At 62.2% G+C, this 20,385-nt stretch carries 22 protein-coding genes; 6 read left to right on the forward strand and 16 right to left on the reverse strand.

Annotation, left to right across the window (positions count from 1 at the left end):
* Nucleotides 1–134: 134 nt before the first annotated feature.
* The 4 genes from arsS to Q4S41_RS20005 all read right to left on the reverse strand — a co-directional run bounded on the left by arsS (nucleotide 135) and on the right by Q4S41_RS20005 (nucleotide 3,832).
* On the reverse strand, nucleotides 135–1,181 hold the full coding sequence (gene arsS, locus Q4S41_RS19990) for an arsenosugar biosynthesis radical SAM (seleno)protein ArsS (protein WP_305033055.1): 1,047 nt from the start codon (nucleotides 1,179–1,181) through the stop codon (nucleotides 135–137).
* A gap of 128 nt (nucleotides 1,182–1,309) precedes the next feature.
* Nucleotides 1,310–2,149 (reverse strand): SDR family oxidoreductase, encoded by an 840-nt coding sequence (locus tag Q4S41_RS19995; protein WP_305032906.1) that lies wholly within the window; start codon nucleotides 2,147–2,149, stop codon nucleotides 1,310–1,312.
* Nucleotides 2,142–3,140, reverse strand: a complete 999-nt coding sequence (locus Q4S41_RS20000) for an NAD-dependent epimerase/dehydratase family protein (protein ID WP_305032907.1) — start codon at nucleotides 3,138–3,140, stop codon at nucleotides 2,142–2,144. Before Q4S41_RS20000 ends, Q4S41_RS19995 begins: the two co-directional genes overlap by 8 nt.
* A complete protein-coding gene (locus tag Q4S41_RS20005; RefSeq protein ID WP_305032908.1) occupies nucleotides 3,140–3,832 on the reverse strand; it encodes a TIGR04283 family arsenosugar biosynthesis glycosyltransferase in 693 nt (230 codons plus the stop codon). The genes Q4S41_RS20000 and Q4S41_RS20005 overlap by 1 nt, the downstream gene beginning before the upstream one ends.
* Nucleotides 3,833–3,985: 153 nt before the next feature.
* On the opposite strand from Q4S41_RS20005, the gene Q4S41_RS20010 reads away from it, so the two are divergent.
* From Q4S41_RS20010 to Q4S41_RS20020, 3 genes are all read left to right on the forward strand, one after another.
* Nucleotides 3,986–4,783: a DUF547 domain-containing protein gene (locus Q4S41_RS20010; RefSeq protein WP_305032909.1), complete on the forward strand. Its 798-nt coding sequence runs from the start codon at nucleotides 3,986–3,988 to the stop codon at nucleotides 4,781–4,783.
* A gap of 177 nt (nucleotides 4,784–4,960) precedes the next feature.
* Nucleotides 4,961–5,929, forward strand: a complete 969-nt coding sequence (arsM, locus tag Q4S41_RS20015; RefSeq protein ID WP_305032910.1) for an arsenosugar biosynthesis arsenite methyltransferase ArsM — start codon at nucleotides 4,961–4,963, stop codon at nucleotides 5,927–5,929.
* Between the two features lie 153 nt (nucleotides 5,930–6,082).
* On the forward strand, nucleotides 6,083–6,700 hold the full coding sequence (locus tag Q4S41_RS20020; protein ID WP_305032911.1) for a DUF6134 family protein: 618 nt from the start codon (nucleotides 6,083–6,085) through the stop codon (nucleotides 6,698–6,700).
* 6 nt (nucleotides 6,701–6,706) lie between these two features.
* Here the strand turns inward: Q4S41_RS20020 and Q4S41_RS20025 are convergent, their stop codons facing one another.
* The 9 genes from Q4S41_RS20025 to Q4S41_RS20065 form a co-directional block, all read right to left on the reverse strand.
* Nucleotides 6,707–7,867, reverse strand: coding sequence for a 3-hydroxyacyl-CoA dehydrogenase NAD-binding domain-containing protein (locus Q4S41_RS20025; protein ID WP_305032912.1), 1,161 nt, complete (start codon nucleotides 7,865–7,867; stop codon nucleotides 6,707–6,709).
* Between the two features lie 9 nt (nucleotides 7,868–7,876).
* The gene (gene paaD, locus Q4S41_RS20030) at nucleotides 7,877–8,386 is read right to left on the reverse strand and encodes a 1,2-phenylacetyl-CoA epoxidase subunit PaaD (protein WP_305032913.1); all 510 of its coding nucleotides are present in this window, start codon (nucleotides 8,384–8,386) and stop codon (nucleotides 7,877–7,879) included.
* Nucleotides 8,380–9,180: a 1,2-phenylacetyl-CoA epoxidase subunit PaaC gene (paaC, locus tag Q4S41_RS20035; protein WP_305032914.1), complete on the reverse strand. Its 801-nt coding sequence runs from the start codon at nucleotides 9,178–9,180 to the stop codon at nucleotides 8,380–8,382. Before paaC ends, paaD begins: the two co-directional genes overlap by 7 nt.
* An 11-nt stretch (nucleotides 9,181–9,191) precedes the next feature.
* Nucleotides 9,192–9,479 carry a 1,2-phenylacetyl-CoA epoxidase subunit PaaB gene (gene paaB / locus Q4S41_RS20040; RefSeq protein WP_190928204.1) on the reverse strand — a complete coding sequence of 96 codons (288 nt, stop codon included), beginning with the start codon at nucleotides 9,477–9,479 and terminating at the stop codon, nucleotides 9,192–9,194.
* Between the two features lie 86 nt (nucleotides 9,480–9,565).
* The gene (gene paaA / locus Q4S41_RS20045) at nucleotides 9,566–10,522 is read right to left on the reverse strand and encodes a 1,2-phenylacetyl-CoA epoxidase subunit PaaA (RefSeq protein WP_305032915.1); all 957 of its coding nucleotides are present in this window, start codon (nucleotides 10,520–10,522) and stop codon (nucleotides 9,566–9,568) included.
* A gap of 171 nt (nucleotides 10,523–10,693) precedes the next feature.
* Nucleotides 10,694–11,767, reverse strand: coding sequence for a 1,2-phenylacetyl-CoA epoxidase subunit PaaE (gene paaE / locus Q4S41_RS20050; RefSeq protein WP_305032916.1), 1,074 nt, complete (start codon nucleotides 11,765–11,767; stop codon nucleotides 10,694–10,696).
* A gap of 198 nt (nucleotides 11,768–11,965) precedes the next feature.
* Nucleotides 11,966–12,472, reverse strand: coding sequence for an XrtX-associated membrane protein (locus Q4S41_RS20055; RefSeq protein ID WP_305032917.1), 507 nt, complete (start codon nucleotides 12,470–12,472; stop codon nucleotides 11,966–11,968).
* Complete coding sequence (xrtX, locus tag Q4S41_RS20060; RefSeq protein WP_305032918.1) at nucleotides 12,456–13,022, reverse strand: exosortase X; 567 nt, start codon at nucleotides 13,020–13,022, stop codon at nucleotides 12,456–12,458. The genes Q4S41_RS20055 and xrtX overlap by 17 nt, the downstream gene beginning before the upstream one ends.
* A 101-nt stretch (nucleotides 13,023–13,123) precedes the next feature.
* Complete coding sequence (locus Q4S41_RS20065) at nucleotides 13,124–13,342, reverse strand: PID-CTERM protein-sorting domain-containing protein (protein WP_305032919.1); 219 nt, start codon at nucleotides 13,340–13,342, stop codon at nucleotides 13,124–13,126.
* Between the two features lie 321 nt (nucleotides 13,343–13,663).
* On the opposite strand from Q4S41_RS20065, the gene Q4S41_RS20070 reads away from it, so the two are divergent.
* The gene (locus Q4S41_RS20070) at nucleotides 13,664–14,662 is read left to right on the forward strand and encodes an AAA family ATPase (protein ID WP_305032920.1); all 999 of its coding nucleotides are present in this window, start codon (nucleotides 13,664–13,666) and stop codon (nucleotides 14,660–14,662) included.
* Between the two features lie 77 nt (nucleotides 14,663–14,739).
* On the opposite strand, the gene Q4S41_RS20075 is transcribed toward Q4S41_RS20070, so the two are convergent.
* The 3 genes from Q4S41_RS20075 to Q4S41_RS20085 form a co-directional block, all read right to left on the reverse strand.
* Complete coding sequence (locus tag Q4S41_RS20075) at nucleotides 14,740–17,082, reverse strand: T9SS type A sorting domain-containing protein (RefSeq protein WP_305032921.1); 2,343 nt, start codon at nucleotides 17,080–17,082, stop codon at nucleotides 14,740–14,742.
* Between the two features lie 165 nt (nucleotides 17,083–17,247).
* A complete protein-coding gene (gene mnmH, locus Q4S41_RS20080) occupies nucleotides 17,248–18,279 on the reverse strand; it encodes a tRNA 2-selenouridine(34) synthase MnmH (protein WP_305032922.1) in 1,032 nt (343 codons plus the stop codon).
* A gap of 71 nt (nucleotides 18,280–18,350) precedes the next feature.
* Nucleotides 18,351–19,064 (reverse strand): pyridoxine 5'-phosphate synthase, encoded by a 714-nt coding sequence (locus tag Q4S41_RS20085; protein WP_305032923.1) that lies wholly within the window; start codon nucleotides 19,062–19,064, stop codon nucleotides 18,351–18,353.
* Nucleotides 19,065–19,264: 200 nt separating this feature from the next.
* Between Q4S41_RS20085 and Q4S41_RS20090 the strand changes: the two genes are divergently transcribed.
* Both Q4S41_RS20090 and Q4S41_RS20095 read left to right on the forward strand, forming a co-directional pair.
* On the forward strand, nucleotides 19,265–19,726 hold the full coding sequence (locus tag Q4S41_RS20090; RefSeq protein ID WP_305013068.1) for a GatB/YqeY domain-containing protein: 462 nt from the start codon (nucleotides 19,265–19,267) through the stop codon (nucleotides 19,724–19,726).
* Between the two features lie 111 nt (nucleotides 19,727–19,837).
* Nucleotides 19,838–20,368 carry a CvpA family protein gene (locus tag Q4S41_RS20095; RefSeq protein ID WP_305032924.1) on the forward strand — a complete coding sequence of 177 codons (531 nt, stop codon included), beginning with the start codon at nucleotides 19,838–19,840 and terminating at the stop codon, nucleotides 20,366–20,368.
* Nucleotides 20,369–20,385 lie beyond the last annotated feature (17 nt).

Below are 20,385 nucleotides of genomic sequence, written 5' to 3' on the forward strand. Positions count from 1 at the left end.
GGGGAGACAGGTGACGGCAGCGCCCAAAAAAAAGAAGGCGGACGGGGACTTCCACAGGGTCCGGGACGGGCCACACCGAGCGAAAAAAAACGCGAAGACGCGAAGTGTCGCGTCTCTACAAAATAGAACTGCCTTTACGCCACCGCGCCGCCGCAGCTGGAGCCGCTGCCAGCCGTGCAGCCATAGCAGTGCTGGTTGACGACGATGGGGCGCCGGGCCAGGGCCGCGGCGTCGAAGTCACGGATGTGCTGCACGGTGCTGGCCACGTGCAGGTCAAGCATCTGGTTAAAGTCACAATCGTAGAGGCCGCCGTCCCAGCCCACCGAAATGGTGTTGCGGCACATCACGCCGGCCGCCGCCACGGGGTTGAAGGCGTTGACGAGCTTTTCCATGTAGCCCGCGTAGTTGCCCGACTCAATCAAATAATCGAGGTAGCGGCTCACGGGAATGTTGGTGATGGCGAACAGTTCGTTGAACACGATGCCGTGGTCCCGCATCAGCGCTTTCTTGAACTGGTCCTGCAGGCCCTTTTGCGAGCCGGGCAGAAAGGCGCCGGCGGGGTTGTATACCAGGTTCAGCACCAGGCCGGTGCCGGGCTGGCCGTAGCCCACGGCGTTCAGCATTTTTAGGGCCCGAATGGAGTCTTCAAACACGCCGTCGCCGCGCTGGCTATCGGTTTTAGCGGCGCTGTAGAAGGGCAGGGAGCTCACCACTTCCACGCCGTGCTTTTTGAAGAACTCGGGCAGGTCGTGGTATTTCTTGTTGGCCACGATGATGGTGAGGTTGCAGCGCACCAGCACCTTGCGGCCCAGCTTGCTGATTTCCTCCACAAACCAGCGGAAATCGGGGTTCATCTCGGGCGCGCCGCCAGTGAGGTCCACCGTCGGGATGTCGGTCTGGGCCAGCGCGTCGAGGCAATACTGCATTGTTTCGCGGGTCATGATTTCCTTGCGGTCGGGGCCGGCATCCACGTGGCAGTGCTTGCACACCTGGTTGCACATCTTGCCCACGTTGATTTGCAGCACCGCCGGCGCCACCGGCGTCAGCGGAAACAGCGCCGCCTCGCGCAGCTTCTCGTGGAAGAGCGGCAGGTGCAGCGTTTCGGCCACCTCGCGGCGCAGCACGGTGAGCTGGAAGGCAGAATCGGCAAGCTGATTGCCGGTGGCTTTGAGGGACTTAATCATGCAACTTAATAGAGGACCTGGATAGTGCGGCGAAAACGCAACCGTAAAAACGGCCGCAAGTTATTGGACGAGGCCGGCTGCCGAACCTTACGAGAAAGCCGAAGGCCGCAGATTTACCAACCGCGTCATTCATAAAAATGTCGCATCCGGCGAATGGTAGTCAGTACCACCCAGTCGCCGAGACGGGGGAAGTAGGTGTGCACCAGTACAATCAGCTGCCCCAGCGCCGAAATAACGGTACGCTGCCGCCGCCGCCGAATGTGCCGCACGATGATGGCGGCCACCTCGGCCTGGGTTTTCTGCCAGCGCGGGGGGCGGTGGGCAATGGGTACGGGCTGCCCGTCGGCGGCCAGCACGCGCTTTTCGGGGTCGTTTTGGGTGAAGCCGATGTGCACCACGCCAAAATGCACGCCCGTACCGGCCAGCTCCAGCCGCAGGGTGTGGGCCAGGTTGGCCACCGCCGCCTTGCCCGCGCAGTAGGCCGAGCCGCTGGGCATGCCATTCAGGGCTGATATGGAGGAAATAAACGTGACACTGCCCCGCCACTTAATCAGGTGCGGCAGCGCGGCTTTGAGCGGAAACACCGAGCCGTACACGTTGCTGTCCATCACCTGCTTGAATACTTCCGGCTGCATATCCGCGAAATACGCGCGCTGCGAAATGCTGGCATTCGTCACCAGAATATCAAGCCGGCCGAAGGCGTCGATGGCCGTGTTGACAAGTTGCTCACAAGCTGCGTAATCGGTCACGTCGGCCACGTAGCTAGCCACGGCAAAACCGGCAGCTTCCAAAGCGGCGCGGGTTTGGCCCAGCCGCTCGGCGTTGCGGCCGTTGAGCACCACGGCGGCGCCATTTGCGCAGAGCAGGCGCGCGGTTTCGCGGCCAATGCCCGACTCGGAGCCCGTGACGATGGCCACCTTGCCGGCAAATAAACCGGAGCGGCCGGCCGGCCCGGCATCAAACATAGTGGTGGATTTTAAACCAGTCGAAGGCTTCGGCAACGGCGTGGGTGATGGGGGTTTGGGGCAGGGCCAGTTCGGTGCGGGCCTTTTGGGCCGTAAAGTAATGGCCGTCGTTGGCCACGGCCGCCATGGCCGCGTTCAGCTGGGCTGGCCGGCCGGTCAGCTTGGTCTTTACGTCGCAGAGCTGTCCGTAGATTGTGGCTAGGCCGGCCGGAATAGGCCACCGCGGCGCCGCCACGCCCAATACGCCGGCAATCAGCGCAAAAGCTTCACGATAATTCAAATTTTCATTGCCCAGAATGTATGACTCGCCCACGCGTCCCATCGTCAGCGCGTTAACGGTGGCCACGGCCACGTCGCGTACGTGCACGTAGTTTTTGCCGCCGGGCGGGTAGCCTGGCAGGCGGCCGTGGTAGAGCTCCAGCAGCAGCGCGTTGGAGGTCGGCTTGGCATCGCCCGGCCCCAGCATGAAGGTGGGATGCACCAGCACGGCCGGCAGCTTTTCCTGCTGAATGGCCAGTAGCACGAGTTGCGTAGCGGCCACTTTGCTATCCATGTAGTCGAGGCCGTAGCCCCGGCCGGCGTAGAGCCAGGTTTCGTCGCCGGGCTTGCGCTTGGTGCCGAAGCCAAAAACGTTGGCCGTCCCCACGTACACGAAGCGTTTAATGCCAGCCTTTCGGGCCATCCGCAGCGCATTTTCGGTGCCGCCAATGTTGGTGAGCATCACCTCCGGATTACGGGCCGGGTTCACCTGGGCCAAGGCTGCCGCGTGAATAAGGCATTCGCAGCCGTCGGCCAAATTGGTTAAACGGGAAATATTAGCGGGCCGGGCCAAGTCCTCTTCGCAATATTCCACGTTCCATTTCGGTGGGAAGGGTGGGGCAGTGCCGGGCCGCAGCAATGCCCGCACGGCGTGGCCGCGCCGCGCCAACTCCTCTACCAAATGGCGTCCCAGGAAGCCGTTGGCGCCGGTTACGAGTACGCGGCCAGGCATCAGCGGTAGTTGAGCAGGGCCTTGTAGGTGCGGGCAATGCGCGGCGGCGGCACGTTCAGAAAGAACATGGTGAAGGCCGTGAGGTTGGCCAGCTGCACGCGGAGCCAACTGTTGGTTTCGTACTTCCGGGCCGACACCACCACGTCCTGCGGCACGATGTAGAACGAGGCCACGCGCCGGATGCGCCGGATGATTTCGAAGTCCTCCATGATGACAAACCGCTCATTAAAGCCCCCCAGTCGCTGGAATAAGGCCTTGGTGATGAACAAAGTCTGGTCGCCGCCGCGGCTCATGATGCCTTTGAAGCGCGTGCCGTAGCTGTTGATGCGCAGCAGCGGGTGCTTCGAATCGAATCGGAAGCGGTAGCAGCCAGCCTCGTGCCCATCGGCCACCGCTTGCCGGATGGTGGCCACAAAATCGGGGTGAATGCCGACGTCGGCGTGCACAAAATACAGAATGTCGCCGGTGGCGTGGGCGGCGCCGTGGTTCATCTGGGCGGCGCGGCCGGGCTTGGGGCTCACCAGCACGGTGGCACCGGCCTGGCTGGCCTGGGCGGCCGTGCCGTCGGGGCTGGGGGCGTCAACCACCAATATTTCGACCTCGTCGGCGGGGGCGTAGCGGCGCAAATCGGCCACCAGCCGGGCAATGCCGGCGGCCTCGTTGTAGGTAGGAATGATAACGCTGAAGGTCATGGCAGGCGGGAAAGGAAGCGCAACTTCCGGCTTTTTCGGCAAACTTGGCGCCGGTTATTTACCCGACCTTACGCAGGCGCGGCAAAGGTGAGTTTGGGCACGGTCAATCTTTTTCGTGGCCCCCGCCCGTATATTCCGGCCACCGACCTTTTTATGAAAAAAACTGCCTTCGCTTTCCTCGCCGCCAGCGCCTTCGCGGCGGCTGCAACTTTCGTTGCGCCGGCCAATGCCGCCGGCGCCCGGCCCGCCGTGGTGGCCCCCCGCGCCACGGCCGCCGTCGACCATTCAGCCTTCGATAAACTGCTCAAAAAGCACGTCAACGACAAAGGCCTGGTCGATTACAAGGGCTTCAAGACCGACGAAAAGGTTTTCAACCAATACCTCGACCTGCTGAGCAAAAACAAGCCCGGCAGCAGCGCCAGCAAGCAGGAGCAAATGGCCTTCTGGATAAACGCCTACAACGCTTACACCATTCGCCTCATCCTCGACCACTACCCCGTGGAAAGCATCAAGGACATTGGCTCGAAAATCAAGATTCCGTTCGTCACCACGCCCTGGGCCATCAAGTTTTTCAGCATTGGCGGCGAGAAAATGAGCCTCGATAACATCGAGCACGGCACCCTGCGGAAGAAGTACGACGACCCGCGCATCCACTTCGCGCTGGTGTGCGCCTCCATGAGCTGCCCGCGCCTGCGCAACGAGGCCTACACCGCCGCCAGGCTCGACGCGCAGCTCGACGACCAGGGCAAGGATTTCCTGAACAATCCGGCCAAAAACAAGATTGCCAAGAACAGCGCTCAGCTGTCGAAATACTTCGACTGGTACAAGGGCGACTGGACCAAGAACGGCCAGTCGGTGGCGAAGTGGGTGAACAAGTACTCCACCACCAAGATTGACGAGAAAACGCCCATTAGCTACCTCGACTACAACTGGAAGCTGAACCAGCAGTAGAGCCCGCACGGTCCGAAACAGCACGTCATGCAGAGCATAGCGAAGCATCTTTACCGCGCAACGCAATCAATCTAATCATAATGATTAGTGGCAGCGAGCAAGATGCTTCGCTGCGCTCTGCATGACGTGCTTTATCAAGACAACTTATCATAACCGCGCTCTATAAAACTTCACTAAATGAGCTACCTCGATACCACCGCCGACGTGTACCGCCAGGCCGCCCAGGAGCCCCAGGTGGGCCTGTGCTGCACCACCAATCCCGTGTGGCAGCTGCCTGGCTTGAGCATCCCCAAGCGCATGCTGGCTATGAACTACGGCTGCGGCAGCACCGTCAACCCGCGCGACCTCACCAACAGCCCCACCGTGCTCTACGTGGGCGTGGGCGGCGGCATGGAGCTGCTGCAGTTTGCCTATTTCAGCCGCCGCCCTGGCGCCGTCATCGGCGTCGATGTGGTAGACGAGATGCTCGAAGCCTCGCGCCAGAATATGGAAACCGCCGAGCAGGAAAACGACTGGTTCCGCAGCGAGTTCATCGACCTGCGGGCCGGCGACGCCCTGCACCTGCCGGTAGAGGACGAAGGCGTGGACGTGGCCGCCCAAAACTGCCTCTTCAACATCTTCAAAGCCGACGACCTCCGGCGCGCCCTGCAGGAAACCTACCGCGTGCTCAAGCCCCACGGCCGTCTCGTGATGTCGGACCCCACCTGCGAGCAGCCCATGAGCGACGAGCTGCGCGCCGACGAGCGCCTGCGCGCCCTCTGCCTCACCGGCTCGCTGCCGCTGCAGGAGTATTTGAATATGATTACCGAAGTCGGCTTCGGCACCGTGGAAGTGCGCGCCAAGCGCGCTTACCGCGTGCTGGCCCCCGGCCACTACGCCACCGATGAGCTTATCTACATCGAAAGCGTGGAAGTGTGCGCCATCAAAGACCCCATGCCGGCCGACGGGCCATGCATTTTCACGGGCCGCACCGCCATCTACTACGGCGGCGAAGAGTTGTTCGACGACCAGAAAGGCCACGTGCTGATGGCCAACCAGCCTCTGGCCGTATGCGACAAAACCGCCGGCGCCCTGCTCGCCCTCGGCCGCAACGACATCTTCGTGTCGCCCTCCACGTTCCACTATGACGGAGGCGGCTGCTGCTAATTAGCGGTTGTTGAACTGTCTTGTCAGGACGTCATGCTGAGCGCAGCCGAAGCATCTCTACCGTGTAAGTAAACCCAATCGGATGAATTACTTGCACGGTAGAGATGCTTCGACTTTGCTCAGCATGACGTTCTCTTTTTGTTGTCACAACCCATGCAAAAGCTGCCCACGCTGCTCTGCCTTTGCGCTTTCCCGCTTATTAGCCACGCCCAACAGCCAGCCAAGCCGGCCGCTGAGGTGCGCCGCTACGCCATCGAAGTGGCCGGCCTGCGCGTGGGCACCATGACGGCCACGCGCCAACCGCCCGTCGGCGCAGAGGAAGTGTACACGCTGGTAAGCGACGTGAAAGTGAACTTCTTATTCTACCACCTGAAGATTTACTACCAGGTGATGAACCGCTTCCGCAACGGCCAGCTGCTGCTATCCACCGTGGAAGCCCACACCAACCAGGGTGATTTCCAGTCGCGCACCGAGTGGAAGGGCGACTATTACACCATCTTAGCTGACCAGTACAAACACCACTACGAAGCCACCGAGAAACAGCCTATCCGCTACGCCGTCACCAATCTATTCTTCGCGGAGCCCGCTGGCCAAACCCGGGCTTTCGCGGAATATTTCGGCGATTATTTCGCCATGAGCCGGGCCAAAGACGGCACCATCCGCGCCGTGCGCGACGGCCGCGAGGACGAGTACCAGTACGCTAACGGCCAGCTGGTCACCATCATCAAGAAGAACCCGCTCAAGAATTTCATCATCCGGCTGCTGCCGTGAGGCGGGCTACCGGTCGGCAAACGTCTGGCCGGCGCGCACCATGCGGCGCAGCAGCGGGCTGGCGCGGTACCGGTCTTCGTGGTACTCGTCGTAGAGTGCGTCCAGTGTGGCCAGCACCTGCGGCAGGCCCAGTTCATCGGCCCAGGCCAAGAGGCCTTTGGGGTAATTCACGCCCTTAGTCATGGCCAGTTCTAAGTCGGCTTTCGAAGCCACATTGAAGGCCAGCGCGTCCACGGCTTCGTTGATGAGCATAGCCAGGATGCGCGTCAAAATCTGGTTGCCCAAGGCCTCGTCGCGCTTGGGCTCAGGCAGCGGAGCACCTTCGGCATAGCTGTAGAAGCCACGGCCGGTTTTGCGGCCATAGTAGCCGGCCTCGAACAGGCGCTTTTGGGTGAAGGACGGCTTGAAGCGCGGGTCGAAAAAGAAGGCGGTGAACACCGATTCCGTGACGCGGTAGTTCACGTCGTGGCCGATAAAATCCATCAGCGCGAACGGGCCCATGCGAAAGCCGCCCAGCTCCGTCATGGCCCAGTCGATGGTGGCCGTGTCGGCCACGCCTTCTTCCAGCAGCCGGATGGCTTCGCCGTAGAACGGCCGCGCCACGCGATTCACGATGAAGCCCGGCGTGTCTTTGCACAGCACCGGCAGCTTGCCCCAGCTTTGCACCAGCGCCCGCATTTCCTCGGCCAAACCCTCACGCGTCTGCACCGCGGGAATAACTTCCACCAGCGCCATCAGCGGAGCGGGGTTGAAGAAGTGAATGCCAATGAACCGCTCCGGCCGCTGGCAGGCCGCCGCGATGGACGCAATGGACAGCGACGAAGTATTGCTGGCCAGGATGCAGTCGGCCGACACCACGATTTCGACTTGCTTGAATACCTGCTGCTTTATGCTCAGTTCTTCCACAATGGCTTCGAGCACCAGCCCGCAGCCCGCAAAATCCTGCATATCGGAAGTCGGGTGCACACGGGTGATGGCAGTTTCTGCTGCCTCCAGCGTCATTTTGCCTTTCTCAGCCTGCTTGCGCAGCGCAGCGGCGATGCCGGTGGTGGCTTTCTCCAACGCTGCGCTGCTTTGGTCGAGCAGATAAACTTCATGCCCGGCCACGGCCACTACCTGGGCGATGCCCGCGCCCATGGCGCCGCTGCCGATAATTCCGATAATCATTCGTTTAGCTTAGTTGTGGCACTTGAAGTAGTCGAACGGCTCCAGGCAGTCGTCGCACTGGTAGTGCGCCTTGCAGGCCGTCGAGCCAAACTGGCTCACCAGGTGCGTATGCGTTGATTTGCAGACCGGGCAGCGCACGGCCGTATCCTTGCCAAAAAGGTTGAGCATGTGGCCGGTGGCCGTGCCGTCCACCGGCGGGGCGATGCCGTAGGCTTCCAGCTTGCTGCGGCCGGCCTGCGACATCCAATCGGTGGTCCAGGCCGGACTGAGCTGGTTGTGAATCACTACGTTTGGGTAGCCCTCGGCCAGCAGCCGCAGCCGGATTTCGGTGGCAATGACGTTCATGGCCGGGCAGCCCGAATAGGTGGGCGTAATGGTCACGGCAATCTGCTCGCCCGTGACTTTCACCCCGCGCACAATGCCCAGGTCCAAAATGCTGAGCACCGGCACTTCGGGGTCGCTCACTTCTTCCAGCAGCCGCCAGATGCGGGCTTCGGTGGGAGCGGCGGCCGTCACCATGTCAGGCCGGGGTAGGTGCGCTGCATGTATTGCAACTCGGACAACAGGTAGCCCAGGTGCTCGGTGTGGCGGCCGGTTTTGCCGCCCAACTGCGCGAAAACAGGGGCCGGCAGCGGCACCGTGGCCTCAGCAAAAACGTGCTCGGTGTGCGCCTGCATTTCGGTCAGCAATGCGGCGTAATCGGGCAACACACCAATTTCCTGCAGCGCGGTTTCGGTGGCGGTGGGCGTCGTCAATTCGCTGCCGAAGCGCCAGAGCGTGGCAATGGCTTTGTCGAGGCGCTTGCGGCTCTCATCGGTGCCATCGCCGAGGCGAATGACCCATTCCGAGCTCCACTTCAAGTGGTAAGCAGCTTCCTTCACCGACTTCTCGGCAATGGCGGCCAGTTGGGCGTTGGGGCCGTCCTTGAGCTTGCGCAACAGGTGGTAGTGGAAATTATCGAACAGAAACTGGCGCAGAATGGTGTGCGCAAAGTCGCCATTGGGCTGCTCTACCAGCAGCGGGTTGCGGTATTCCACGGCGCTACGCAGGTAGGCGAGGTCGTCCTCGGTGCGGCCCTGGCCCTCCAGCTCGGCGGCGTATTGGTAGTAGCTGCGCGCCTCGCCCAGCATATCCAGCGCGATGTTGGCCATGGCCAAATCCTGCTCCAGCACGGGGCCGTGCCCGCACCACTCCGAGAGGCGGTGCGCCAGAATGAGGCTGGTGTCGGCCAGCTGCAACACGAAGGGAAACAGCTGGTTCGGGGCAGCGGCCGGAACCGAAGTAGCCGGCGTTTCAGGCAAAGTAGCAGACATAAACAGCGGGCTTACATGTGTTTAATGGAATCCGGTACCTCGTAGAACGTGGGGTGCCGGTACACTTTATCCGCGGCCGGGTCGAAGAAGGCTTCCGAGTCGTCGGGGTTCGACGCGTGGATGTGCTTCGATTCTACCACCCAGATGCTCACGCCTTCCAGCCGGCGCGTGTACACGTCGCGGGCGTTTTGCACGGCCATGGTGGCGTCGGCGGCGTGCAGGCTGCCCACGTGCTTGTGGTCAAGCCCCTGCTTGCTACGGATAAATACCTCCCAGAGAGGCCATTCAGACTGGTTCATTATGCTTTTTGTTGATTCTAAAAAAGCCGTCATGCTGAGCGCAGGCGAAGCATGACGGCCTTTTCAATTTGTTATTCACCAGAACCCTACGCCGCCACCGCTTCCCGCGCCGCGCGCTTGGCCGCGTGGGCATTGGCCGCCTCACGCACCCAGGCACCTTCTTCGTGGGCGTCCACGCGAGCCTGCAGGCGCTCGTGGTTGCAGAGGCCGTTGCCTTTCACCACGGCCCAGAACTCGTCCCAGTTCACTTCGCCAAAGTCGTAGGCCTGGCGCTCTTCGTTCCACTTTACTTTTTCATCCGGCACGGTCAGGCCCAGGAATTCGGCCTGGGGCACCATCATGTCCACGAATTTCTGCCGCAACTCGTCGTTGGTGAAGCGCTTGATGCGCCAGTTCATGCTTTGCGCGGTGTTGGGTGAGTCGGCGTCTTTCGGGCCGAACATCATCAGCGTGGGCCACCACCAACGGTTGAGGGCTTCCTGGGCCATTTCCTTCTGCACCGGCGCGCCTTCGCACAGCGTCTGCATCACCTCGAAACCCTGGCGCTGGTGGAAGCTCTCCTCCTTGCACACCCGCACCATGGCCCGGGCATACGGGCCGTAGCTGGTGCGGCACAGCGGCACTTGGTTCAGAATGGCGGCGCCATCTACCAGCCAGCCCACGCAGCCCATGTCGGCCCAGCTCAGGGTGGGGTAGTTGAAAATGCTGCTGTACTTAGCCTTGCCCGAGTGCAGGTCGGCCAGCATCTGGTCGCGGGTAGTGCCCAAGGTTTCGGCGGCGCTGTAGAGGTAGAGGCCGTGGCCGGCTTCGTCCTGCACCTTGGCCAGCAAAATGGACTTGCGCTTGAGCGAAGGCGCCCGCGTAATCCAGTTGCCTTCGGGCAGCATGCCCACCAGCTCGGAGTGCGCGTGCTGCGAAATCTGGCGAATCAGAGTTTTGCGGTAAGCGTCCGGCATCCAGTCCTTGGGCTCGATGCGAATATCTGCGTCGATGCGGGCCTGAAACTGTTCTTCCGGAGTGAGGACTTTTTCGAGGGTTTCCATGGGATTGGGTGGGATGGTGGTGGAAAGATTGGGCAAAGAGAACGTCATGCTGAGCGCAGCCGAAGCATCTCTGCAGCGCAACGCATTTAATGAAAGAGGGTTACTGCTGCGGTAGAGATGCTTCGGCTGCGCTCAGCATGACGTTCCTTATTTGTACGACAATCTCAATTCTTACTGGTCAAAATCAACTGTCACTTCCGGCGTAGTAGGCCGGGCCTGACAGGTAAGTACGTAGCCCTTGGCAATTTCCGTTTCCGAAAGCGAGTAGTTTACGTCCATCTCGGCGGTGCCGGCCGTCACGCGGGCGCGGCAGGTGCTGCACATGCCGTTTTTGCAGGAATAAGGCGCATCCACCCCAATGGCCAGCAACGCATCCAGCACGGTATCGCCGTAGTACGACATGGCCAGCGGGTAGGCACGGCCGTCGAGGCGCACCGTCACCTGGCTTTTCTGGTCGTCCTCACCCACCGGATGGGTAGCAGCTTTCACTGCCGCCACGCCTTTGGTAGAGGCAAACAGCTCAAAATGAATTTTCTCCGACGCCACGCCGGCCTCGGCCAGCGCCTGCTTCACGCCGTGAATCATTTCTTCGGGCCCGCAGATGTAGGCTTCGTCGAGCTGCGCGGCGGGCACCATCTTCTGCAGAAACTCGGTGGCCTTGGCGTAGTCCAGCCGGCCGAAAAACAGGTCACTATCGCCCTGCTCGCGGCTCAGCACGTGGTACACGCTGAGACGGTTCAGGAATTTATTCTTCAGGCCGTCAATGGCTTCCTTGAAGATAATGGAGTTGCGCCCCCGATTGCCGTAAATGAGGTACACGTGGCTGTCGGGCTCGGTCAGCAGCACGGTTTTGGCAATGCTCAGGATGGGCGTGATGCCGCTGCCGGCTGCAAACAGGGCGTAGCGTTTGGCCTGCGTGGGGTGCAACGCGGGCGTGAAGCGACCCTGCGGCGGCATCACGTCCAGCGTGTCGCCCACGTGCAGGCCGTCCATGGCCAGCGTCGAGAAACGCCCTTCGGGCACTTTCTTAATGGCTACGCGCCACTCGTCGTCGAGCGGGCTGCTACAGATGGAGTAGGAGCGCCGCAGTTCCTCGCCCCGGTGCTCGCGGCGGAGCGTCAGGTACTGGCCGGGCGTGAAGCGGAAAGTTTCGCGCAGCTCGGCCGGCACGTCAAACGCCACCGAAACGCAGTCGGGCGTTTCACGGCGAATGTTTTTGATTTTGAGTGGATGAAACCGGCTCATGGGTGGGAAGGGGATGAGCTGTGGAAGCAACGGGCCCGTTGAAAACCACTGGCCAACGCCTGGGCGCGGGGTAGCAACATCAGCCGGGCACTGACGCGTTTCCAAAAGTAGTCATTATAACCCGAAAAGCTAACGAGTGTTTGTTATTCGGCGCGCCATGCTCCGGCCAGTCATTCATGCATTAACCCCAAAGGCGCGCTAAGCCCGGGGCGGGGCCGCCAGGCCCGTTCGCATCAGCACGAAAAGCCCGGCCACCGGCAAGGGGCTGATGATGAAATCGAGCAGCTGCCGGCTGAGGCGGTAGGCCCAAATAACATCGCCGCCCAGCTTGCCCAGCAGCACCAGCGCCACGTACGCCGCCAGCGCGCCCGCGTAAAGCCGCCACACCAGCCGCCACTGCTCTGGCAGTAGCAGGCGGAGCAACAGCAGGCTGACTACCAGATAAATGGCCGCATAAGTAGCTACGGCGGGCAGCAGGCGCTTCACCACACTGCCATTGATGCCCTGCTGGAAGGCGGCGGCCTGCCGCGCCAGCCCCAGCGCCGAAAGGGCCCGCTGCCAGCAACTGGTCAGAAACAGCACCACCGGCTCCTCATAAAACCCCAGCAGCAGCAAAACCAGCAGCAACAGGGCCACCAGTGCCCAGCGTGCGCGCGCCGGCACTGGTGCGGCCTGCTCGGTGGCTATACTAGCTGGGCGAGGCATCCGGGGGGAGCGGGGTATTAAGAGCCAGGCGACGGGCCCACAGCATCCAGAGGCCAAAAATGCAGCCGTATACCACCACGTTGAAGGTGTAGTGGTGGTTGAAATCGACGGTTTGGTGCGAGTAGTGGTGGTTGATGGACAGGGCCGCCACGCGCAGCACATTCAGCCCCCAGATGAGGGCAATGCCGGCCGGAATAAACCAGGCCTTGTGCCGCCAGGGCCCCGGAAAAGCCAGCACGAAACCAGCAAACAATGCGTACAGAACCAGCCCATTACAGGCCGGGTACACCACCACCGAGGGCTCGCCGTTCATCAGCACGAGCTGCCCGTTGGTGGGCGCCACGGCCGCCTCGAACCCCGCGGCTTGCAGCAGGCCCACGCTGGCGCGGGTAATCTGGCCGCACAGCGCCGCGTCGAGGCGACCGTCGGGCCCCAGCCATTGCTGGTAGGCAAAAAACCAAGCCAGATACATCACCCCGGCCACGAACAGGAAGCGAAACAGCAGTCGGTTATCGGGCGGGGCGCCGGCGGTGGGAGCGGTGGGATGCATGGATGGGGGAATGGGGACGACTGCAAAACTGCAAAACAACGACGGCCTACCAATCAAGGAAGGCCGTCGGTCGGGCTGAGCTACGCCAGGCGGCGGGGTAATTAGGCTTTTTTGCGACGGTTGCGCAGGCGCTTAAGGCCATAGGCCACCCCGCCGGCCAGCAGCAGCGAAGCACCGCCATCGAGCGGCACATCGGTGGTAGCGGGGGGCGTGCCGGGGGCGGGGCCGCCGGTGCTGGGGCCCTGGGCCAGCAAAGTGCCGCTACACGCTACAATGAGGGCAAGGGCTGGTAGTAAACGGTTTAGACAAAGTGATTTCATGCGCAAGAGCTGAAAAGGTGAAGAAGGCAGGTGAAAAGTCGGCAGGAGTAAATGTAAAGCAATATTTTGGAATGCAAACCCCATCAATTAAGTGCAGAAGGGTATCACATTTCAATTTTATCACGGCGTTATTCAATCACCGCGCGCTTGGCCAGCGTTTGCTGGCTGGCTGGCTGGCTGGCTGGCGGCCGAAGCATTTATACGCCGGCGGCCCGCGGTTGGGTGTCGAAGCCGGCGAAAGGATGAAGGCCGGCCAGGCTTCTGGTGGCAGCCGGGCGCAATGCCTACCTTGCGGCTCTCAATTTGGCTTGCTATTCCGTTATGCTTCCTGCTTCCGATACGTCCCTTCCGGCATCTGCCCCCGTCGATTATCATCCCCTCATCCGCCAGGTTTTTGCCGAGATGGGCAAGGTGGTGGTGGGGCAGCAGTCGCTACTCAGTCGCCTGCTCATTGGCCTGTTCACGGGCGGCCACATCCTGCTCGAAGGCGTGCCCGGCCTGGCCAAAACCCTCACCATCTCCACGCTGGCCAAGGTGCTGCACCTGCACTTCCAGCGTGTGCAGTTCACTCCCGATTTGCTGCCCTCCGACCTGGTAGGCACCATGATTTACAACCAGAACCAGTCCATCTTCGAGGTGAAGAAGGGGCCGATTTTCGCCAACCTCGTGCTGGCCGACGAAATCAACCGCTCGCCCGCCAAGGTGCAGAGCGCCCTGCTCGAAGCCATGCAGGAAAAGCAGGTCACCATCGGCGACACCACCTACCCGCTCGACTTGCCCTTTCTGGTGCTGGCCACCCAAAACCCCGTGGAGCAGGAGGGCACCTACCCGCTGCCCGAGGCCCAGGTTGACCGCTTCATGCTGAAAGTGCACGTCGACTACCTCAAGAAGGCCGATGAACTGGAGGTGATGCGCCGCATGGCCAACCTCAGCTTTGTGGAAGACGTGCAGCCCATTCTCACCAAAGCCGACATCTTCGGCATTCGTCAGCAAATCAACCAGGTGCAGATTTCCGACACGTTGGAGAAGTACCTCATCGAGCTGGTGTTTGCCACCCGCCGCCCGGCCGACTACGACCTTCCCGAGTTTGCCCAGGCCGTGCAGTTTGGGGCCAGCCCGCGCGCCAGCATTGCCCTGCACCGCGCCTCCAAAGCCGTGGCTTACCTCGAAGGCCGCGACTACGTGCTGCCCGAAGACATAAAAGAAGTGGCCGCTGATGTGCTCAACCACCGCATTCTGCTCACCTACGAGGCCGAGGCCGATGGCATCCGCACCCAGGATTTGATTGAGGCCATTCTGCGCAAGGTGCCTATTAGCTAGCCAGCCCTTTCTGCCAGGGCCATAAAAAAAGGGCTGACCATGCGGTCAGCCCTTTTTTGGTGCTAAGCGGGAGGGGGTTATTCCACCACCACGCGCTTCACCACCACGTCGTTGCCCGATTTCAACGTCAGCGAGTACACGCCGTTGGCGAGGTTGCTCACATTGAAATCGGCGGTGCCGCCGGCGGCGGGCAGGTTCAGCTGGCGCACGAGCACCGTCTGGCCCAGCGCGTTGCTCAGCGTGGCAGTGGCGGCGTGCAGGTTGCCGGCCGGTACCAGCAACTGGAAGCTGCCGTGCGCGGGGTTGGGAGCCAGGCCCACCGTGGCGGCCAAGGCCTGGTTGCGGGCTGCGGTGGGCGTCGAGAAGGTTACATCAATGGCCAAACGGGGAGACAAAGTCGACGCAACGAGGTCGGAGAACGTAGTGCCGTCGGCCGAGATGAAGAACGTAGCCGGGCGCAACGGCGAATCGGTCAGGAAGGCCAAGCCGATGTTGGTGGTCGTTAATTGCTTGACGCCAACGTAGAAATCGCCGCTAACTGCGGTGCCGGGAATGGTTACGGCATCGGGGCCGGCTACTGCGGGCCGGGTGCGTGTGGGCGAAGTGTAGAGCAGCGTGCCGGGGGTGCCCGTGGCGGTTGCTCCGTAAATCACCACTTGGTAGGTGCTGGCCGTGGTGCCCAGGAAGGTGGGCGTAACGGTGGTGATGGTGGTGGCCGGCGTGGCGCTGTAGCGGGCCAGGAGTAGGATGTTGGCCGTGGTATTGGAGCCAATGCCGCCGGAGTAGGTGGTAGTGCCAGCCGGGAAGTGGCTCGCGCTGGTGCGGGTGATGGTTTGAGTAGCGGTTTTGGAGTTGTTGGTGGCTACTGCATCAGCCGGGACGGTGGCCGTCAGGGTATTGGTACCCGTGGTGCCCGTCACCGGGTAGGTGAAGGTGAGGGTAGTGGAAGCGCCAACAGCCAGCGACGCAACGGTCTGCGTGTTGGTATAAGTAGTGCCACCGCTCACGGTCAGGGTCACCGGCAGCGCCGTGAGGACAGCAGAGCCTGCGTTGGTAACGACAACCTGAGCCGTTACAGGCGAGCCATAGGCGCTCGAAACCGTGCCCAGCGTGTAGATGGTCGTTACAGCGGCATCATTGGCAGCCGGAGCCGTGATGCAGATGGTGAAAGCACCTTGGGTATCGCCCGAGCCGTAGCCAGCCACAGAAATGTAGTAGGTGGTGTTGGGGGTGAGGCCGGTTAAGGCCAACGGAGCCGAAACGGTGTTGTTAGTCCCGCCCGAGGCACAGCCGATTTCCGTGAAAGGACCAGCAGCGCCGCCGGTGGTAGAAAACGCCCGCAGGTAGCCGGCAGGGTTGCCGGTTACTTGTATCGTGGCCGAAGTGCTACCCGCGCCGCTAGCGGCGGTGGTAAACTTATACCACACGTCTTTGGGGTTCACGGCGATGCCGCAGGCGGCGTTGGGGTTGGTGCCGTTGGTGTAGCCGTTGGCGGTGGTGGTAGTGGCATTGACGTTGGTGCCGTTGGTAGGCGTGCAGGTGGTGCCCAGCGTCAGCGTGATGGCAGTGGTCGGGTCGTCGTTGACGGCAGTAGGAACGGTACCCGGCGCAAAGCGGTACGTGCGGCCCGCGTCGGGGCGCACGTTGCCGCTGTAGTTGAAGGCATCGGTCGTGTAGAAGCCGGTGGAAAAAGTAGCCGCGCTCCAGGCAACGGTGCCGGTGCCGGGCTTGGTTACCACAATCGATTGGTTATTGGTAATGCTGGAGCCTTTGATGCCTACAACGGCAAAACGGTAGTCATTAGGCAAGGTGCCCTGCACGGCGGTGCCGTACACAAACTCGATGTTGTTGGTGGTTTCGTAGAGCTTCACTTGGAAGTTCATCGAGCCGTATTGCTGGTCGTATTCCAGCGTTTTGTCGGCCACGTTTTTCCACTGAATGGTGCACACCCGGTTCGGGGCGGTACCGGTGGTGGCCACGCGGTACTCCGTGCCCCCGGCGGCTGTGCCGGCCATCAGGTCGAAATTGAAGGGAGCCAGGATGTTGACATCGGCGGCGTTGGTGCTTTCGAAGGGGTCAATCTGGGTAGCCGTCATCGATTCCGGCAGAAACAGGTCGGCTGCCGACGGAGCCGTGGCCCCGAGCTTGATGAACCCGTTCGTGTTCAGCACAAACTGAGTAAACGCCGTCCCGTTGAAGGTAAACGTGAAGCCGATGCCTTGGGCAGTCGAGTTGGCGTCGTCGGTGTTGGCCGTGGAGATGGCCGTGCCTGTGGCGGCCAGGTCGGTATAGGTACCCGCGGCGTTTACGGCCGTGGTGGGGCTATAGCCTAATTGCGCGTGCGCCGCGAAGGAGGACAGCAGGGCAACGGGCAGCAGCCGACTAGCTCGTTTCAGCTGCGTTTGTAGGGATGTAAACATGAAAAAGGGAAAAGGTGGTGAATACTGAAAAAGGGAAAAGATGTGACGAATAAAACGGCAATAGCCCCCGCCCAGGGCCGGGCCGGGCCTAACCTGTGCCCAAATTACGACAGCAACCGCAAAACTGCCCGGCTCACCTCCGCAGTTGGGGCCTGCGACCCCGCGCTAGGCGTTGGCCACTTGCGTTAACTGCCGCAAAGTAGCTGCATTGTCGGCCGGGTTGCAGTCCGCTACGGGCACAAAGGTGCGGGCCGGCTCGCCGGGGCGCTGGGCCAGGCCGTAGGTGTAGGTCTTGTCATAGTAATCGAGCACCAGCTCCACCATGCGCGGGAAGTCGCCCGCTTCCACGGCCGCCAGGGCCTGCTGGGTGGCCAGGCCGCCCAGGCGTTTGTGCAGCCGCTCAATGGCCTCGGCCAGCAGGGCGGGGCTTTCGGCGCCGTACTCGGCAGCCAGCTTGGCCACGCGGGCGGCGCGGGGCACTTCCAGCACCCAGCGCGGTGCGGTGCGCATCTGCTCAAACAAGGTCGGTGGAATGGTGAGCCGGCCAATCTGGCGGCTCTCGTCTTCTACCCACACCGGCGCATCGGTGGGCAGGTGCAGCATGGCAGCCGCCAGGTTGTTCTCGAACTGCTCTTGGGTGGGCTGCGCCGGCTGACCGATGCTGCCAAACGCCGAGCCCTTGTGGTGGGCCAGTCCTTCGAGGTCGAGCACCGGCTGCTGGTGGGGCGCGGCGGCCAGGGCGTGCAGCACGTCGGTTTTGCCGCTGCCGGTGAGGCCACCCAACACCCGCCACTGCCGCGGCTCGGCAAAAGAAGCCAGCACCGCGCGGCGGTAGTCCTTGTAGCCCTTGTCCAGCAAATGCACTTTGAAACCCGCCAGCTCCAGCAGCCACAGCACCGCGCCGCTGCGCATGCCGCCGCGCCAGCAGTGCAGGCGCACTTCCTTGCCCGGCGCCAGCTTTTTGGCCTGCTTCACCATCTGCGACATCTTCGGCCCGAAGAATTCCAGGCCCAGGTGCACGGCCCGCTCTTGGCTCACCTGCTTATAGGTAGTGCCGATGCGGGCCCGCTCCTCATCCGTAAACAGCGGCAGATTGAGCGCGCCCGGCACGTGGCCCTGCGCAAACTCAATGGGGGCGCGCACATCGAGGATAGGGTAGGGCAGGGCTTCGAACTCGGCGAGGGGGTGGCGGGGCATGGTGGGTGGGTACGTAATAACAGAAAGAATAGCCGGCCGGGCCTGGGAATGGCGCGCCACCGGTGGCGCGCCTAACGCAGCTGCCGCCGGTACAGCTGCACGGTGTTTTCGAGGCCCAGGTACAGGGCATCGCACACCAGGGCGTGGCCGATGCTCACCTCGGCCAGCTCGGGCAGCTGCTGGTGCAGCCAGGCCAAGTTGTCGAGGTCGAGGTCGTGGCCGGCGTTCACGCCCAGGCCCAATTGGCCGGCGCGGGCGGCGGTGGCGCGGTAGGGGGCCACGGCGGCTTCGCGGTCGGCGAGGTACTGCACGGCGTAGGCTTCGGTGTAGAGCTCGATGCGGTCGGTGCCGGTGCTGGCGGCGGCTTCTACCAGGCGCACGTCGGGGTCGAGGAAGATGCTCACCCGGCAGCCGAAGGACTTGAGCTCGGCCACCACTTCGCGCAGGAATTGCTGGTGCGTCACCACGTCCCAGCCGGCGTTGGAGGTGATGGCGTCGGGCGCGTCGGGCACCAGTGTCACCTGCTCGGGGCGCACCTCGCGGCACAGGGCCACGAAATCGGGGGTGGGGTTGCCCTCCACGTTCAGCTCGGTGGTCAGAATGGGTTTGAGGTCGCGCACATCCTGGTAGCGGATGTGGCGCTCGTCGGGGCGCGGATGCACCGTGATGCCCTCGGCCCCAAACCGCTCGATGTCGCGGGCGGCTTGCAGAATGTCGGGGCGGTTGTGCCCCCGGGCGTTGCGCAGGGTGGCCAGTTTGTTGATGTTGACGCTGAGCTTGGTCATGGGCGTTAGGGCAGGAGGGTGTATTGGGTTGACGAAGGTAAAAGGAACGTCATGCAGAGCGCAGCGAAGCATCTTGCCCGCGCCATGCAATCCAGTTAACCGGGGTTACTATTGCGGGCAAGATGCTTCGCTGCGCTCTGCATGACGTTCTTTGTGTCGTTCTGTTTATCCGTCACTCCACCAACCCACCAATCCGCCTCATGTTAAAAGACACCATCGACGCCGCCATCAAGCAAGCTATGCTGGCCAAAGACAAACTGCGCCTCACCGCCCTGCGCAGCATCAAATCGCAAATCATGCTGGCCGAAACCGCCGAGGGTGCCCACGGCGCCGCTCTCACCCCCGAAGCCGAGCTCAAGCTCCTCAACAAAGCCGCCAAGCAGCGCCGCGACGCCGCCGCCATCTACAAGGAGCAGTTCCGGTCCGAACTGGAAGAAAACGAGCTGGCCGAGCTGGCCATCATCGAAGAATTCCTGCCCGCCCAGCTCACCGAAGCCGACCTGGTGGAGCGCCTCGTGCACATCATCCAGCGCGTGGGCGCTACCGGCCCTTCCGACTTGGGCAAGGTAATGGGCGTGGCCGCCCGCGAACTCTCGGGCCAGGCCGATGGCAAGCGCATTTCCGACGTGCTGGGCCACCTGCTCAATAACACAAACCTGTAGGTGAATGGGTGGATTGTTGAATGGTTAGATTGCTGAATAGCTGAATTGGTTCATCTGTCCGGCCAGCCGATTCAACAATCTAACCATTCAACAATCCACCCATTTAAAACAATGACTGCCCTCGACATCCTTCTTCTCCTGCCGCTGGGCATCGGGGCCGTGAAGGGCTACCGGCGCGGGCTGGTGCTGGAAGCCGTGTCGCTGCTGGCCTTTGTGCTGGCCGTGATTGGGGGCCTCAGCCTGCTCTCGGCGGCCGTGCCGCTGGTGCGGCAGTACGTGGGCGATGCCTTCGGCATGCTGCCGCTGGTGTCGTTTGCGCTGGTGTTTGTGGGCATTATGTGGGGCGTGCACCTGCTGGGCGGCCTGCTCAAAACGGCGGTGCACCTCACCCCGCTCGGCGTGCTCGACAACCTGCTCGGTGGCGCGGCCGGCGTTCTCAAGTGGATACTCGGCCTGAGCCTGCTGCTGCACGGCACCGGCCTGGCGGGTTTGCACCTGCTGTCGCCCAGCCTCGTGGCCGGCTCGCAGGTGCTGCCCATCGTGCGGCAGGCCACGCCGCTGGCCCTGCAAATCACCGGCTACGTGCTGCCCATTGCCCAGGATTTGCTGGTGCGCATGCGGGCGGCGTTTGTGAAGGGGTGAGGGTTATTTTCCTCTGA

Source organism: Hymenobacter convexus, assembly GCF_030580955.1.
Classification (GTDB): Bacteria; Bacteroidota; Bacteroidia; order Cytophagales; family Hymenobacteraceae; genus Hymenobacter.

Bases quoted from the DNA above. Each gene is read 5' to 3' on its own strand.
- Q4S41_RS19995 (WP_305032906.1), bottom strand. From the start codon at position 2,149: ATGTTTGATGCCGGGCCGGCCGGCCGCTCCGGTTTATTTGCCGGCAAG.
- Q4S41_RS20000 (WP_305032907.1), bottom strand. From the start codon at position 3,140: ATGCCTGGCCGCGTACTCGTAACCGGCGCCAACGGCTTCCTGGGACGC.
- Q4S41_RS20005 (WP_305032908.1), bottom strand. From the start codon at position 3,832: ATGACCTTCAGCGTTATCATTCCTACCTACAACGAGGCCGCCGGCATT.
- Q4S41_RS20010 (WP_305032909.1), top strand. From the start codon at position 3,986: ATGAAAAAAACTGCCTTCGCTTTCCTCGCCGCCAGCGCCTTCGCGGCG.
- arsM (WP_305032910.1), top strand. From the start codon at position 4,961: ATGAGCTACCTCGATACCACCGCCGACGTGTACCGCCAGGCCGCCCAG.
- Q4S41_RS20020 (WP_305032911.1), top strand. From the start codon at position 6,083: ATGCAAAAGCTGCCCACGCTGCTCTGCCTTTGCGCTTTCCCGCTTATT.
- Q4S41_RS20025 (WP_305032912.1), bottom strand. From the start codon at position 7,867: ATGATTATCGGAATTATCGGCAGCGGCGCCATGGGCGCGGGCATCGCC.
- paaD (WP_305032913.1), bottom strand. From the start codon at position 8,386: ATGGTGACGGCCGCCGCTCCCACCGAAGCCCGCATCTGGCGGCTGCTG.
- paaC (WP_305032914.1), bottom strand. From the start codon at position 9,180: ATGTCTGCTACTTTGCCTGAAACGCCGGCTACTTCGGTTCCGGCCGCT.
- paaB (WP_190928204.1), bottom strand. From the start codon at position 9,479: ATGAACCAGTCTGAATGGCCTCTCTGGGAGGTATTTATCCGTAGCAAG.
- paaA (WP_305032915.1), bottom strand. From the start codon at position 10,522: ATGGAAACCCTCGAAAAAGTCCTCACTCCGGAAGAACAGTTTCAGGCC.
- paaE (WP_305032916.1), bottom strand. From the start codon at position 11,767: ATGAGCCGGTTTCATCCACTCAAAATCAAAAACATTCGCCGTGAAACG.
- Q4S41_RS20055 (WP_305032917.1), bottom strand. From the start codon at position 12,472: ATGCCTCGCCCAGCTAGTATAGCCACCGAGCAGGCCGCACCAGTGCCG.
- xrtX (WP_305032918.1), bottom strand. From the start codon at position 13,022: ATGCATCCCACCGCTCCCACCGCCGGCGCCCCGCCCGATAACCGACTG.
- Q4S41_RS20065 (WP_305032919.1), bottom strand. From the start codon at position 13,342: ATGAAATCACTTTGTCTAAACCGTTTACTACCAGCCCTTGCCCTCATT.
- Q4S41_RS20070 (WP_305032920.1), top strand. From the start codon at position 13,664: ATGCTTCCTGCTTCCGATACGTCCCTTCCGGCATCTGCCCCCGTCGAT.
- Q4S41_RS20075 (WP_305032921.1), bottom strand. From the start codon at position 17,082: ATGTTTACATCCCTACAAACGCAGCTGAAACGAGCTAGTCGGCTGCTG.
- mnmH (WP_305032922.1), bottom strand. From the start codon at position 18,279: ATGCCCCGCCACCCCCTCGCCGAGTTCGAAGCCCTGCCCTACCCTATC.
- Q4S41_RS20085 (WP_305032923.1), bottom strand. From the start codon at position 19,064: ATGACCAAGCTCAGCGTCAACATCAACAAACTGGCCACCCTGCGCAAC.
- Q4S41_RS20090 (WP_305013068.1), top strand. From the start codon at position 19,265: ATGTTAAAAGACACCATCGACGCCGCCATCAAGCAAGCTATGCTGGCC.
- Q4S41_RS20095 (WP_305032924.1), top strand. From the start codon at position 19,838: ATGACTGCCCTCGACATCCTTCTTCTCCTGCCGCTGGGCATCGGGGCC.